A 15,731-nucleotide genomic window follows, 5' to 3' on the forward strand; every position below is an offset into this window, starting at 1 on the left:
ACAAAAGCGCGTCAAGGGAGGAAATGTCTTAGACTGGAAGCATTTCTCGCGTGTTGTGAACCGAATTTCACTCTGGAGCTATCACTGGGACCTTTGTTTCGACAAAGTAAAGGTGAGCCGGATTAATTTCCGTTATCAAGCAAGAGTGGATTCATATTGTGTGAATTAACTAGGGTGGTACCGCGATACATAAGTCTCGTCCCTTTTTGGGAGGGGCTTTTTTATTTGCATTCAAATGTTTTATTTATACGAGGAGGATAAAAGATGAAGGAGAAACTACAGGAACTTCAATCAGAAGCCTTGAAAAAGGTGGAGGCTGCTGTTGATACAAAAGAACTTCAACAGGTAAAGGTATCTTATTTAGGCAAAAAAGGCCCTATCACAGAAGTATTACGAGGGATGGGAAAGCTTTCAAATGAAGAACGACCAATTATAGGTCAGTTGGCCAACGATGTTCGTGAATCTATTTCCAATGCCATTGATGAAAAACAACAAGTGTTAGAAGAAAAAGCACTAGAAGAGAAGCTAAAGAAGGAAACAATAGATGTTACTCTTCCTGGACGTCCTGTTCACCAGGGCGGCCCACATATTTTAACTAAAATTGTTGAGGAAATTGAAGATCTATTTATAGGAATGGGGTTTTCCGTTGCGGAAGGGCCTGAAGTGGAAACGGATTATTATAATTTTGAAGCATTAAATCTTCCAAAAGGACACCCAGCACGTGACATGCAGGACTCCTTTTATATTACTGAAGAGCTTTTAATGCGTACCCATACATCACCAGTTCAGGCAAGAACGATGGAAAAAGTCCAAGGGAAAGGCCCTGTAAAAGTAATTTGTCCTGGAAAGGTTTACCGAAGAGATACAGATGACGCAACCCATTCTCACCAATTTACACAAGTTGAAGGGTTGTACGTTGATAAAAACGTAAGAATGAGTGATCTTAAAGGGGTTTTAGATGCTTTTGCTAAAAAAATGTTTGGAAAAGAGCGCGAAATCCGTTTGCGTCCAAGCTTCTTCCCATTTACAGAGCCATCAGTTGAGATGGATATTTCCTGTAAGATGTGTCATGGTGAAGGCTGTTCTGTATGTAAACAAACTGGCTGGATTGAAATTTTAGGAGCAGGAATGGTACATCCAAATGTTCTTGAAATGGCTGGCTATGATTCAAAAGAATATACTGGATTTGCATTTGGCATGGGTCCAGAGAGAATTGCGATGTTGAAATATGGAATCGATGATATTCGTCATTTCTATACAAATGATTTACGTTTCTTAAAACAATTTCATCAAGGGTAAGGAGGAATCACAATGTTTGTTTCATTAAATTGGTTGAAGCGATACGTTGATATTGGGAATATACAGCCTGAAGAATTAGCAGAAAGAATTACAAAAACAGGAATTGAAGTGGAATCTGTTGAAAGAATTGCCGGACATATTGACCATCTAGTGGTAGGTCATGTTGTTTCCTGCGAGCAACATCCAAATGCAGACAAGTTAAAGTTATGCAAAGTTGATGTTGGAGAAGAAACACTCCAAATCATTTGTGGCGCTCCTAATGTGGCCCAAGGTCAAAAGGTGGCAGTAGCTAAAGCTGGAGCTAAGTTACCAGGTGGACTAAAAATAAAGAAAGCGAAGCTCCGTGGAGAAGAGTCCAATGGGATGATCTGTTCTATGCAAGAGCTCGGAGTAGATGCTAAATATGTTCCAGAAAAATACAAGGAAGGTATCTTTGTATTTCCTAAGGATACAGAGGTTGGTGCAGATGCTTCAGATCTATTAAATCTAGATGATGTGATCATTGAACTAGGGCTCACACCTAATCGTGCAGATGCTATGAGTATGCTAGGGGTAGCATATGAAGTTGCTGCAATTTTAGATACAGATGTAAAAATTCCTGAAATAACCTATCAAGAAACGACAGAAAAAGCTAGTGACTATATTGATGTTGAGGTTGCTGACAGAGAGGCCAACCCTTACTATGGAGCTTTTATCATTAAAAATGTAAAAATCGGCGAGTCTCCATTATGGATTCGTAATTCTCTAATTGCTGCAGGTATTCGACCAATTAATAATGTAGTCGATATTACGAACTATGTTTTGTTAGAATATGGGCAACCTCTCCATGCCTTCGATTATGATCGATTTGGTTCTAAAAAGGTACTTGTAAGAAGAGCGAACGAACAAGAAAAAATTGTTACTCTTGATGACGAGACTCGTACTTTATCTAAAGATCACCTGGTCATTACAAATAGTGAAGTTCCAGTAGCTATCGCAGGTGTAATGGGTGGAGCAGATTCAGAAGTGCAAGAAGATACAACAACAGTCTTACTAGAAGCTGCCCTATTCCGTCCGCAGGTTATTCGTCAAGGATCTAAGGACCATCAACTGAGAAGTGAGGCAAGTTCTCGATATGAAAAAGGAATAGATAAGGCTAGGGTAAGAAAAGCTGGTGAAAGAGCTTGCCAGTTAATGCAGCAATATGCTGGGGGAGAAGTTCTTCAAGGTGTAGTTGAAGTGAATGAAATCCAACTTGATGAGAAAAAGGTTGAAGTTTCTTTACCAAAAGTAAATATGGTGCTTGGAACTGATTTAGAAGTACGTGATGTGGAAGATATTTTAAGACGTCTCCAATTTAATTATGAAAATCAAGACGGTTTGTTTTCCGTTACGGTACCTACCAGAAGATGGGATATCGACATTTTTGAAGATATGGTTGAAGAAATTGCACGTTTATATGGATATGATAATCTTCCGTTTACCTTACCACAAGGGGCAAGTAAGGGTGCATTAACAACGAGACAGAACCTTAAGCGTAATATTCGTAGATATATGGAAGGGAAAGGTCTAAACGAAGCTATCACTTATTCCTTAACCACGGAAGAAAGGTCACATAAATTAGTTAGCCTTGAAATTTCTTCCAAAGTGGAAGGACCCGTTGGTTTAGCTATGCCAATGAGTGGGGAGCATAGTCATTTAAGATTGAGCATCCTTCCAGAACTACTAGCTAGTGTTCAACATAATCAGGCGCGTCAAATCCAAGATGTAGCCCTTTATGAAGTTGGTTCTATTTATGTTAGCGGAAAGAAAAAAGTCACTGCCCAACCTGAAGAGAATATTAGGTTAGCCGGTGTACTTACAGGTTTCTGGGTAAACCATCCCGTTCAACAGGTTCGTCAACCAGTAGATTTTTATGTGGCCAAAGGAATTCTTGAGGGATTGTTTGACCAGTTAGGCACTTTGAATGAAATAGAATTTAAGGCAGGAGAAGTTGGTGGAATGCATCCAGGTCAAACCGCTTTAATTACCTTAAGTGGAGAAACTATTGGGTTTGTTGGACAGCTTCATCCCTCAGAAGGTAAGTTATACGATTTAAAGAATACATTTGTTTTTGATGTTAATTTAGATAAGGTAATAGAACAATCACAAGTGGAACTAAATTACCGTCCAATTCCAAGGCATCCTGCTGTATCAAGAGATATTGCTTTAGTTGTTCATGAGGCAGTCCCTGCTGGAAAATTAATTCAAACGATCCGTGAAGCAGGGGGAGAATTGTTAGTTGATACACATGTGTTTGATGTGTATCAAGGGGAAAATGTGGAAGCAGGGAGCAAATCAGTAGCTATTTCAATAACCTATCAAAATCCAACTCAAACCCTTACGGAAGAAGAAATCAATACGATTCATGAAAAAGTATTAAAAGCAGTAAGTGAAAAACACCAAGCGGTATTAAGAGGATAATTCATTAAAGCAGAGGCTTATAAATAGGCTTCTGCTTTTGTTGTGTTGGCGAAATGGACTTTTGCGTATTGTTGCAAACTTTCCCTGCCTTTTTCCTTGATCAATGTTGAAGCGGTCTCATCAACTTTCCGTGAGGCACCTTTTGGAAGGTATAATCCTGCTTCTTCTGATAAGCGGTCCATTTCAAGAACAAAACTTGCCCTTGCAATGATTGACGCTGCTGCAACTGCTATAGAGTAGCTTTCTGCCTTTGTCATAAAATATATATTTTCTGGTAAGGAATGCTTCTCTGACTGAAGATGCCGGATGAATACTCCAGGTTCAGAAAATTGATCGACTAAAATCGCCTCCGGTTTTATTGGATCTATTTTTTTCATCAGTTTTTGAATCGCATAGTAATGCAAGATTGTTTTCATTTTCCCTTGTGACCAGCCTTTAACTTGCAGGTCATTATACTGAGGATTATGGAGTTTCACAAGAGAATAGGGTAATTTTTCTTTCACTATTTTTTTTGCTATCTCTGTAATTTTAGGATCCTTTAGATTTTTAGAGTCCTGAACACCAATTTCCCTTAAAAAAGGTACTTGCTCTTGAGTGACATAGACTGCCGCAACCGTAATAGGTCCAAAATAATCACCCGTACCTGCTTCGTCTGTCCCCATATGATTACTAGTAAAGATGGTTGAGGGTGGGTAATAAGAATGTTTTGCTTTTGCTGAGGAAGTTTTGTTGGTTGATTTGTTTGAAGACAGGTCATTGCTTTGCCATCTTCTAGCTTCAATTTCATGACCGGTACCCTGAAATAAGACCTTTCCCGATTTATACGCCGTGATGGTGCAGGTCTTAGTTTTTGCTCGAAAAATCGCCCCTGATGGGGTAGGTTGTAAATTAGATGAGTAGTATTTTTTTATGTTTTCTATCTGTTGTTTATGTACGAGTATGACAGTTTGTGACATATGATTTCCCCTTTCCATTCTTTAGAATATAGCAGAAATTGGTTTATTTCAATAAGGAGAAGAAGTTCAATGCTTTTCTCCTCATGAAGTTCATGTTATGATTAATTTTGAGATTTTGAAATGAACAGGGAGGCTTCCTCTGTGGCGAATTCTGAAAAAACTAGAATTACTGTTGAAATACATAATAATCGCTATACGGTTGTGGGGGACGAATCAGCTCACCACGTTCGCATGGTTGCCAGTTTGGTAGATGATAAGATGCATCAAATCCAAGAAGCCAACCCTAGCTTGGATACTGCAAAATTAGCTGTTTTAACGGCTGTTAATACAATGAGTGATTATATGAAATTAAAAGAAGCCTATCAACAATTATTAGAATCAAAACAGAAAGATGAGGAAAAATAATGATTGATTTAATCCTACTACTTATATTAATCTTTGGTGTTTTTACTGGGCTTAAACGCGGCTTCATTTTGCAACTATTCCACCTTACAAGTTTTATAATAGCTTTTATCGTAGCAGTAGTTTATTATGACCGCGTTGCACCTGTTTTAGAAATGTGGATTCCATACCCTTCTTTTAATGAAGGTTCATGGGCACTCTTTTTAGATAGTCTTCCGTTAGAGTACGCCTTTTATAATGGCATTGCTTTTTTTGCTATTTTTTTCGTTGTGAAAATATTTCTTCACATTATAGCTTCTATGATAGATTTTATTGCTCATTTTCCTATTCTTAGACAAGCAAATGGATTATTAGGTGGAATTTTAGGATTCATCGAAACTTATTTTCTTCTATTTATTTTCCTATATCTTGTCGCACTATTACCAGTTGGATTTATCCAAGATATCATGAAGGATTCTAGCATTGCAAAATTTATGATTGAACATACTCCAGTCGTATCTAAAGAGATAAAATCGTTATGGTTTGAACAAGTAAGTGGTTTCTTTGATGAGCGTGGCCCAACTTCTCTGTAAGAGAAGTTTTTTATTTTACTATCAGCTATTTATTACTTTAGTTGGTTGATAATATAAGTAAAACTAAGGCTTTTACCATTAGGACTTGCACCCCTAAGTAAAAAGCAAAATGTCGCTTTCAAGAATCCCTTTAGCGATAAGCTGAGTTTTTCTAATACTATCAAAAGTTCTCTTAAATGGGGTGAAAATTAATGATACATGTGAATAAAAAAGATGTGATTCGTCTATTAGAGAAAATAGCCATTTTTTTAGAGTTGAAAGGTGAAAATACATTTAAAGTTTCAGCCTATAGAAAAGCAGCACAGGCTTTGGAACGTGATGAACGGTCTTTATATGAGATTGAAGATGTGACACAAATGAAGGGAATTGGAAAAGGAACGGCAGCAGTAATCAAAGAGTACATGGAAACAGGAAAATCCGAAACATTACAACAGTTAGAGAAAGAGGTTCCCGAAGGACTACTTCCCCTATTACAATTACCAGGTATGGGAGGGAAAAAGGTAGCTAAACTTTATCATGAACTAGGTGTCATCGATATGGCAAGTCTGAAGAAAGTGTGTGAGTCTGGGAAAGTAGCATCTTTAGCAGGATTTGGAGAGAAAACAGTAGGTAAAATCTTAAAAAGCATTGAAGAGGCAGGCAAAAGGCCAGAAAGATTTCCTATCGTGTTTATGCTTCCGATTGCTGATCATATCCAACAAGTTTTATCCTCCATCACGGCTATTCAGCGATATAGTTTAGCGGGTAGTTTAAGAAGAGGCCAGGAAACAGTGAAAGATTTAGATTTTATTATATCTACAGAAAATAGTGATGCAGTTAGGACTGAACTTTTAGATAAACTGGCTGTAAAAGAGATTGTTGCAAATGGGGACACAAAAGTCTCCGTCATTATAAATGATAGCTATGATGTATCAATTGATTTTCGTTTAGTTTCCGATGATCAATTTGCAACAACCTTACATCATTTTACTGGATCTAAAGATCATAATGTTCAAATGCGAAAGCTAGCAAAAGAAAAAGGAGAGAAAATAAGTGAGTACGGAGTGGAAAATCTTGAGTCAGGAGAAGTGATCACTTTCTCTTCTGAAGAAGATTTTTTTCATCATTTTGGGTTGGATTTTATCCCTCCAGAAATTAGAGAAGGAACAGATGAAGTAGAAACATATAAGAATCTGGAAGGCAATCTCATTTCCCTTGAGGATATTGTTAGTGATCTTCACATGCATACGACATTCAGTGACGGTGCCCATTCGCTAGAGGAAATGATTCAAAATGCTCAATCCCTAGGTTACTATCATTTAGCCATTACTGATCATTCCAAATTCCTCAAGGTTGCCAATGGACTTGACGAAAATAGAATCAGGCAACAGCAAAAAAAAATAAAAGAGTGGAATCAAGAACATTCTGATTTTAAGGTTCTTTCAGGTACAGAAATGGATATATTACCTGATGGAAGTCTTGATTTTGATGATGATTTTCTATCATCAGTTGATTTTGTCATAGGTTCTATACACTCTGCTTTTAGTCAGCCTAAAGAACAAATCATGAAGCGATTACGTAACGCAATGGAGAATCCCCATGTCGACATGATTGCCCATCCTACAGGAAGAGTCCTTGGAAGAAGAACAGGATATGAAATCGATGTGGAAACCCTGCTCAAATGGGCAACAGAAACAAAAACGATTATCGAATTAAATGCAAATCCTAATCGTTTAGATCTTTCTTGGAGATATCTGAGAAAAGCACAAGAGATGGGTGCATTAATTGCGATTAACACCGATGCACATAATATTGATATGTTAAAAGATATGAAACTTGGAGTGAAGATGGCACGTAAAGGTTGGGTAAGGAAAGAAACGGTCGTAAACACTTGGTCTACAGAAAAACTAGAGGAGTTTTTAAGAACGGATAAAGCATTACGTTAAAGGAGTTCAAATGATGAATAGCCGCATATACTCTGTACTTGAATACGATAAAATTTTAGAGAAATTGCAAAATCACGCTACTTCTTCTTTAGGAAAAAAGGAAGCCAAAAGATTAAAACCATCGACTAAGGTAGAGGAAGTCATTCAGTGGCAGGAAGAAACTGATGAAGGCACCCAAGTCCTAAGAATAAAAGGGAATGTGCCATTGGGTGGGGTATTCGATATTCGTCCATATATCAAAAGAGCATCCATAGGTGGAATTCTATCTACAAGTGAATTAGTAGAGATTGGAAGCACTTTATATGCGAGCCGACAAATGAAAAACTTTTTGGAGGGTATCGAAGAGGACGAACTGACTTTACCTCATTTACGAGAAATAAGTGAGCAAATTAACGTTTTATCTAATTTGGAACATCAAATTAAGTCCTGCATCGATGACCATGGTCACGTCATGGATGGAGCATCTGATTCCTTACGAACTATTCGGACAAAAATGAGAACATTAGAAGGCCGTATACGAGAAAAATTAGTTGGATATACGAGAAGTCATGCAAAAATGCTCTCAGACTCCATCGTTACTATTCGAAATGAAAGATACGTATTACCTGTAAAACAGGAGTATCGTGCCAACTTCGGTGGGATTGTCCATGATCAATCTTCTTCTGGAGCAACGTTATATATAGAACCACAAGTGATTGTGGACTTAAATAACCAGTTACAAGAATCAAAATCCCAAGAAAAAAATGAAGTGGAACGAATTTTAAGGGAGTTATCAGGATTTGTTGCAACTGATTCCGATTTCCTTTCCGAAAATGTAAAGCAGTTGACTCTTTTAGACTTTATTTTTGCAAAGGCTCGTTTTTCCCGGGAAATAAGAGGAGCGATGCCGAAGATCAACGGAAGTGGTCAGTTGAAAATGCTTCAAGCAAGACATCCATTAATTCCGATAGATGAAGTTGTGCCTAATGACATTGAACTTGGGTATGACTTTACATCCATTGTTATTACAGGACCTAACACAGGAGGAAAAACCGTTACTCTTAAACTAATAGGACTTTGTACTTTAATGGCACAATCCGGTTTACAGGTACCAGCATTAGACGGATGTGAAATGCCAGTTTTTGAGAATGTTTTTGCTGATATTGGGGATGAACAATCCATTGAGCAAAGTTTAAGTACCTTTTCCTCACATATGACAAATATTGTAGAAATTTTAAAGCATGTTAATCATCAGACATTGGCTTTGTTTGACGAATTGGGTGCGGGAACGGACCCTCAAGAAGGTGCTGCTTTGGCAATGTCTATCTTAGATGAAGTTGTTCGTAAAGGGGCAAGGGTGGTTGCTACTACCCATTATCCAGAATTAAAGGCTTACGGGTATAACAGGGAAGGTGTAGTGAATGCTTCCGTAGAATTTGATGTGAGCACCTTAAGTCCAACATATCGTTTATTAATAGGTGTTCCTGGAAGAAGCAATGCTTTTGAAATATCTAAGAGGCTAGGTCTAGAAGAGGATATCATCAATAAGGCAAGAGGATTAACAGGAACAGATTCTCAAAGTGTTGAAAATATGATTGCTTCCCTAGAACAATCGACTAGACAAGCTGAAAAGGATTATGAAGAGGCTGAAAGAGTATTAAAAGAGGCAGAACAACTGCGTAAAGAAATTCAGAAAAACTACTTAGAACTGGAAAAGAGAAAAGAAGATCTTTATCGAAAGGCTGAAGAAAAAGCAAAGAAAGCTATTGATCAAGCAAGAGAAGAAGCAGAAACAATTGTTGCTGAATTACGTGAAATGAAATCGAATGCCTCATTGAAAGAACATGAATGGATTGAGGCAAGAAAGCAATTTGATGAAGCACAACCTCACCTTGCACAGAATAAAGATGAACAAGTCGTAAAGAATCACCCACCTAAAGCGTTGGATGTGGGAGATGAAGTGAGAGTTCTTTCTCTTGGACAACAAGGAACAATTACCGATAAAATAAGTGAAAAAGAATACCAAGTTCAAATTGGGATGATGAAGGTTAAAGTGAAGACTAAGGATTTACAACAGGTAAAAAAAGAGAAACCTCAAGAAACGAGGCCAGTTGCAAGTGTTAAAGGAAGCCAGCATCACGTTAAACCCGAACTAGATTTAAGAGGAGAGCGGTTTGAAGACGCTATTCTTGAATTGGAAAAGTATGTGGATGATGCCTTATTAGCTGGGTATCCACAAGTTTCTATTATTCATGGCAAAGGGACTGGCGCTCTTAGAAAGGGTGTACAAGAGTTTGCCAAAAAGCATCGAGCCATTGCTAGCACACGACTTGGTAGTATGAACGAGGGTGGAAGCGGAGTTACTATTTTTGAATTGAAATAGATAGGTTTTTATTAACCATGAGGGGGAGCTCAAATGGATGGTTTCTGGGAAAATCCTTATATTGAAACAGCCGCAAGTTATAGCGTTGTTGTATTGTGTACTGTTCTTTTTTTGGCGATCTTTGAAATTGTAACAAAATATAACAACTGGGAAGAAATTAAGAGGGGGAATCTTTCTGTAGCTATGGCTACAGGAGGAAAATTATTTGGAATAACAAATGTGTTTCGCTTTTCTATCCAACATAACGATACTTTATTAGAAAGTATCGGCTGGGGGGCCTTTGGTTTTCTGCTTCTTCTCATTGCTTATTTTATATTTGAATTTCTAACGCCAGATTTTAAAATCGATGATGAGATTCAAAAAGATAATCGAGCCGTAGGATTAATTTCTCTTGTTATTTCAGTCGGTCTATCCTTTGTTATAGGCGCTAACATTGATAATTGATTAAAAAAGGAGTTTATGATGGAGACCTTAGCTAAAGTACTTGGTGTTGTATCAATCTTATTTATATTGGTTGGGATTGTTTATATGGTGATTGTTAATTAATGGGTGTAAAATCCTTTACAAGAGCCCGTTAGTTACAATTTATAAATCTAGTCGGCTGGTAGTAAAGTAAAACTGGGGCTTTCACCATTAAGATTTGGCGATAAGCCAAGTCTTAATGGCAAGTTAAATTTTTTAAATATTTAAAATCATATTTATATTCGATATCGAAAGCGTTATAATGAATATATCTATATAAAGGGAGGGAAGTTTCATGGAAAATCGACCTTGGTTAACCCATTATCCTGAGGCCATTCCAAAAACAATAGAGTATTTGGAACAGCCTTTGCAGGAATTTTTAAAGACAACGGCTTTAGAATTCCCAAAAAAGAAAGCGCTTTATTTCGAGGGAAAGGAAGTTACATTTGAAGAAGTTTACAAATCCTCTAAACAGGTGGCATCTTTCTTACAAAGTAAGGGGCTTGAAAAGGGTGAACGAGTAGCCATCATGCTACCTAACTGTCCACAGTCAGTTATTAGTTATTATGGGGTTTTGTTAGCAGGAGGTGTTGTAGTCCAAACGAATCCGTTATATACAGAAAGGGAACTAGAATATCAAATTAGGGATTCTGGGGCGAAATTTATTGTGTGTTTGGATTTACTATTCTCAAGAGTTGAAAATGTAATGAAAAAAACTGATTTATCAAATGCTATTGTGTGTAGTGTAAAGGAATATTTGCCTTTCCCAAAAAACCTGTTATATCCATTTGTACAGAAAAAGCAAGCAGGAGAAGCAATTAAAGTGGAAGAAAATGAACAAATTCATGTATGGGGTAGTGTCATGAATAGTTCACCAAATTACGAACCAGTGGAGATTAATCCTAAAGAAGATCTGGCTATTCTCCAGTACACTGGGGGAACAACTGGGAATCCAAAGGGAGTTATGCTGACCCACTACAATCTCGTGTCTAACACTCAAATGTGTGATGCATGGCTTTATAAGAGTGAAAGAGGGAAGGAGACAACACTTGCCATTTTACCTTTCTTTCATGTTTATGGAATGACCACGGTTATGAATCTTTCTATTATGAATGGTTCAAAAATGGTACTCCTACCAAAGTTTGAAGCTCTTCAAGTGCTAAAAATGATAGAAAAAACAAGACCTACTTTATTTCCTGGAGCACCGACCATATATATAGCTCTATTAAACCATCCAGAATTATCTAATTATGACCTATCTTCAATTCAAGCATGTATTAGTGGTTCAGCGCCATTACCTACTGAGGTCCAAAGTCGCTTTGAAAAAGTAACAGGTGGAAGGTTGGTAGAAGGATACGGTTTAACAGAAACCTCACCAGTCACTCATTCTAATTTCTTATGGGATCAGAGGGTGAATGGAAGCATAGGTGTACCATGGCCAGATACCGATGCAAAAATAGTTCAGATGGACAGTCAGGAAGAAGTTGAAGTAGGTGAAGTTGGAGAATTAATTGTCAGAGGACCCCAAGTGATGAAAGGCTATTGGAATAGGCCAGAGGAGACAGAAATGGTTTTACAGGACGGCTGGCTGAGAACAGGAGATTTGGGGTATATGAATGAAGATGGCTATTTCTTTATTGTGGACCGAAAAAAGGATATAATCATTGCAGGAGGATATAATATATATCCAAGAGAAGTGGAAGAGGTTCTCTACGAGCATGAACAGGTACAGGAAGTTGTTATCGCAGGTATCCCTGACCCTTATCGCGGAGAAACTGTAAAAGCGTATGTTGTTCCTAAAGAAGGAGAAATCCTTAATGAAGGGGAATTAGATGCTTTTTGCAGAGAACGATTAGCAGCATACAAGGTACCCAAGATTTATGAGTTTAGGGATGAGCTTCCAAAGACGGCTGTTGGTAAGATTTTAAGAAGGGCACTTATTGATGAAGAAAAAGAGAAGTTGGATCAACAGATGGAAAAAGTTGAGCCGTAATGGGCTCTTTTCTTTGGTTAATATTTGGACAAGTAAATCATGGGTTTCTCATTGACAGTCATTTAATGGTCTTGTAAAATGAAAACATGAATGAATAATCATTCAGTTTCAGAGCAAGAAATTAGAAAGCGAGAGAAATTCATGAAAAAAAACAGGCCGAAGTTTAAACAGATTATTGATGCTGCGGTAATTGTGATAGCAGAAAATGGATACCATCAATCGCAGGTCTCGAAGATAGCAAAGCAAGCAGGTGTAGCTGATGGAACAATCTATCTCTATTTTAAGAATAAAGAGGATATCCTGGTTTCGCTTTTTCAAGAAAAAATGGGTCAATTTGTTGAGAAAATAGAAGAAGAAATAAAGCCGATAGATTCAGCTAGTTTAAAACTATTAAAGTTAATTGAAATGCACTTCATTCAGCTTTCTCAGGATCACCACTTAGCCATTGTGACTCAATTAGAGTTAAGGCAATCCAATAAAGAACTTAGACAAAAAATTAATGATGTTTTAAAACCTTATCTAGTTCTTATGGATTCCATTGTCCAAGAAGGAATCGACCAAGGCATATTTGAACCAAACTTGAATAAGAGACTTATAAGACAAATGATTTTTGGAACTTTAGATGAGATGGTAACAAACTGGGTCATGAAGGAACAAAAATATAATCTGTTAGAGCAGGCTGAGACTATTCATGACTTATTATTAAATGGACTTACGAAGCGAAAGGGGTAATGAGATGTTAACTTTAGAAAAGACAAATCAAGTTGGAGTGGTCACAATTGAGAGTCCGCCAGCCAATGCTTTGTCTTCCGAGCTACTACAAGAATTATCAGAAACACTGGACAACATAGAGAATAACAGGTCTATAAAAGCATTGATACTAAAGGGAGAAGGGAGGTTCTTTTCAGCTGGTGCTGATATTAAGGAGTTTACTTCCCTCCAAAGGGAAAAAGATTATGAAATTTTAGCAAGAAAAGGTCAAGATTTGTTTGAGCGAATGGAAAAGTTTCATATTCCAATACTTGCTGCCATCCATGGTGCTGCACTTGGAGGCGGTCTTGAACTAGCTATGGCTTGTCATTTACGGATTGTAACTCCGACAGCAAAGTTAGGCCTTCCTGAGTTAACCTTAGGAATTATACCAGGATTCGCAGGATCTCAAAGACTCCCTAGATATGTAGGTGCAGCAAAGGCTTATGAAATGATTTTAACAGGTGAACCCATTTCTGGAGAAGAAGCTGTTCAGTTGGGTCTTGCAAACCATGCAGTATCCGAGGAAGAGTTATATGACTTTTCTCTTAAACTAGCAGAAAAAATGGCTAGCAAAAGTGGACCATCTATAAAAGTGATTATGAAATTAATTCCATTTGCGTACACAAGCCAGTTTGAACAAGGCATGGATACGGAAGCAAAGGAATTTGGAAAGATCTTTGGAAACGAGGATGCGAAAGAAGGCATTCAAGCCTTTATCAATAAAAGAAAGCCAAATTTTATAGACAAATAGAATTGGGGAGGTAATTGAATGAATATCTATGTTTTATTAAAGCGCACTTTTGATACAGAAGAAAAAATTACTGTATCTGGAGGAAAAATTGATGAAGAGGGTGCAGAGTTCATCATTAACCCTTATGATGAGTACGCTGTTGAGGAAGCTATTGTCCTTCGAGATGAGCATGGAGGAGAGGTTACTATAGTTTCTGTAGGGGGAGAAGACGCTGAAAAGCAATTAAGAACAGCCTTAGCAATGGGGGCTGATAAAGCAGCGCTTATTAATATTGAAGATGATCTTGAGGCAGTGGATCAATACTCAACTTCAAAAATCCTACAAGCTTATTTTGAGGATAAGGAAGTAGATCTTATTTTAGCAGGAAATGTAGCGATAGATAATGCCTCCGGTCAAGTAGGTCCCAGATTAGCTGAACTTTTGGATATACCTTATGTAACTACAATTACAGATATCAAGATAGATGGTTCAACAGTTTATATTGATCGTGACATTGAAGGTGATGTTGAAAAGGTAGAAACCTCTTTGCCATTACTTGTGACATGTCAGCAAGGTCTTAATGAGCCTAGGTATCCTTCTTTACCGGGTATCATGAAAGCGAAGAAAAAACCTTTAGAAGAATTAGAGTTAGATGACTTAGATTTAGATGAAGATGATGTAGAGCCAAAAACAAAAACTTTAGAAATTTTCCTTCCACCTGAAAAGGGAGCAGGTAAAGTATTAGAAGGAGAATTGAATGATCAAGTAAAAGAGCTTGTTAGTCTGTTACGTAATGAGGCAAAGGTGCTTTAATAACTTCTATAGAGGAAGGGGAATGGATGATGAATAAATTTTTAGTCCTAGGTGAACTTCGTGATGGCTCACTTAGAAATGTTTCTTTTGAGGCAATTGGTGCAGTTAAAAAAATAAATGAAAATGCTGAAATTGTTGGGGTTATATGTGGAGAAGGAGATTTAAATGAAACTGCCAATGAAATGATCTATTACGGAGCAACTCGTGCTATTACTCTTTCCAATGATGCTCTGAAAACGTATACATCTGAAGGTTATACCCAAGCTTTACTTTCTGTTATTGACTCTGAAAATCCTGATGGGATTATTTTAGGTCATACAGCTGTTGGTAAAGACTTGTCTCCTAAGGTTGCAGGTAAACTTGATATAGGGCTAATTTCTGATGTGACAGATGTAGAGGTCGTCGGGGACCAGGTTGTGTTTACGAGACCAATATATTCTGGTAAGGCTTTTGAAAAGAAAATTATAACAGATGGTTTATTATTTGCGACTATTAGACCAAATAATATTGCTCCATTAGAAAGAGACGAAAGTCGTAACGGCGATATTGACCAACAGGAAGTAGAAATCAAAGATCTTCGTACGGTGATCAAAGATATTTTAAGAAAAACTTCTGAAGGAGTGGATTTATCAGAAGCTAAAGTCATTATCGCAGGTGGTCGAGGGGTGAAAAGTAAAGAAGGCTTCGAGCCACTACAGGAATTAGCAGATGCTTTAGGTGGGGCAGTTGGTGCTTCTCGTGGGGCTTGTGATGCTGATTACTGTGATTATTCCCTTCAAATCGGTCAAACGGGAAAGGTTGTTACGCCTGATTTATACATTGCTTGTGGAATTTCAGGGGCTATCCAGCATTTGGCAGGTATGTCTAACTCAAAAGTTATTGTAGCAATAAATAAGGACCCAGAAGCTAATATTTTTAATGTAGCTGACTATGGGATTGTAGGAGACTTATTTGAAGTTGTACCTATGCTTACGGAAGAAATTAAAAAAATGAAAGTAAATGCATAAAAAGAAAAGGCACCG

General features: G+C 37.5%; 13 protein-coding genes and 1 other annotated feature (1 of these 14 running past the window's edge). Of the genes, 12 read left to right on the plus strand and 1 reads right to left on the minus strand.

Annotated features, from left to right (window positions below):
* Window positions 1–207 (plus strand) — a binding site (T-box leader); it begins 33 nt to the left of the window's first position.
* A 57-nt stretch (window positions 208–264) separates the two neighbouring features.
* Window positions 265–1,299 carry a phenylalanine--tRNA ligase subunit alpha gene (gene pheS, locus RZN25_02555; GenBank protein ID MEQ6375713.1) on the plus strand — a complete coding sequence of 345 codons (1,035 nt, stop codon included), beginning with the start codon at window positions 265–267 and terminating at the stop codon, window positions 1,297–1,299.
* A 12-nt stretch (window positions 1,300–1,311) separates the two neighbouring features.
* Entirely contained in the window at window positions 1,312–3,741 is a 2,430-nt protein-coding gene (gene pheT / locus RZN25_02560) for a phenylalanine--tRNA ligase subunit beta (protein MEQ6375714.1), read from the plus strand.
* Window positions 3,742–3,758: 17 nt separating this feature from the next.
* Here pheT and rnhC read toward each other — a convergent pair whose 3' ends face one another.
* Complete coding sequence (gene rnhC / locus RZN25_02565) at window positions 3,759–4,697, minus strand: ribonuclease HIII (protein ID MEQ6375715.1); 939 nt, start codon at window positions 4,695–4,697, stop codon at window positions 3,759–3,761.
* Between the two features lie 141 nt (window positions 4,698–4,838).
* Here rnhC and zapA point away from each other — a divergent pair, with 141 nt between their 5' ends.
* The 10 genes from zapA to RZN25_02615 all read left to right on the plus strand — a co-directional run bounded on the left by zapA (window position 4,839) and on the right by RZN25_02615 (window position 15,716).
* Entirely contained in the window at window positions 4,839–5,102 is a 264-nt protein-coding gene (gene zapA / locus RZN25_02570) for a cell division protein ZapA (protein MEQ6375716.1), read from the plus strand.
* Complete coding sequence (locus tag RZN25_02575) at window positions 5,102–5,671, plus strand: CvpA family protein (GenBank protein MEQ6375717.1); 570 nt, start codon at window positions 5,102–5,104, stop codon at window positions 5,669–5,671. Before zapA ends, RZN25_02575 begins: the two co-directional genes overlap by 1 nt.
* A gap of 194 nt (window positions 5,672–5,865) precedes the next feature.
* Window positions 5,866–7,596 (plus strand): DNA polymerase/3'-5' exonuclease PolX, encoded by a 1,731-nt coding sequence (gene polX / locus RZN25_02580; GenBank protein MEQ6375718.1) that lies wholly within the window; start codon window positions 5,866–5,868, stop codon window positions 7,594–7,596.
* Between the two features lie 13 nt (window positions 7,597–7,609).
* Complete coding sequence (locus RZN25_02585) at window positions 7,610–9,958, plus strand: endonuclease MutS2 (GenBank protein MEQ6375719.1); 2,349 nt, start codon at window positions 7,610–7,612, stop codon at window positions 9,956–9,958.
* Window positions 9,959–9,991: 33 nt separating this feature from the next.
* Entirely contained in the window at window positions 9,992–10,402 is a 411-nt protein-coding gene (locus RZN25_02590) for a DUF350 domain-containing protein (protein MEQ6375720.1), read from the plus strand.
* A gap of 313 nt (window positions 10,403–10,715) precedes the next feature.
* Window positions 10,716–12,413, plus strand: a complete 1,698-nt coding sequence (locus tag RZN25_02595) for a long-chain-fatty-acid--CoA ligase (protein MEQ6375721.1) — start codon at window positions 10,716–10,718, stop codon at window positions 12,411–12,413.
* Between the two features lie 141 nt (window positions 12,414–12,554).
* Window positions 12,555–13,145 (plus strand): TetR/AcrR family transcriptional regulator, encoded by a 591-nt coding sequence (locus RZN25_02600; GenBank protein MEQ6375722.1) that lies wholly within the window; start codon window positions 12,555–12,557, stop codon window positions 13,143–13,145.
* A 4-nt stretch (window positions 13,146–13,149) separates the two neighbouring features.
* Window positions 13,150–13,917 (plus strand): enoyl-CoA hydratase, encoded by a 768-nt coding sequence (locus RZN25_02605; protein ID MEQ6375723.1) that lies wholly within the window; start codon window positions 13,150–13,152, stop codon window positions 13,915–13,917.
* 18 nt (window positions 13,918–13,935) lie between these two features.
* Window positions 13,936–14,709, plus strand: a complete 774-nt coding sequence (locus RZN25_02610) for an electron transfer flavoprotein subunit beta/FixA family protein (GenBank protein ID MEQ6375724.1) — start codon at window positions 13,936–13,938, stop codon at window positions 14,707–14,709.
* Window positions 14,710–14,735: 26 nt separating this feature from the next.
* On the plus strand, window positions 14,736–15,716 hold the full coding sequence (locus tag RZN25_02615) for an electron transfer flavoprotein subunit alpha/FixB family protein (protein ID MEQ6375725.1): 981 nt from the start codon (window positions 14,736–14,738) through the stop codon (window positions 15,714–15,716).
* Window positions 15,717–15,731: the final 15 nt, after the last annotated feature.

The organism is Bacillaceae bacterium S4-13-56 (genome assembly GCA_040191315.1).
Lineage (GTDB): Bacteria > Bacillota > Bacilli > Bacillales > JAWJLM01 > JAWJLM01.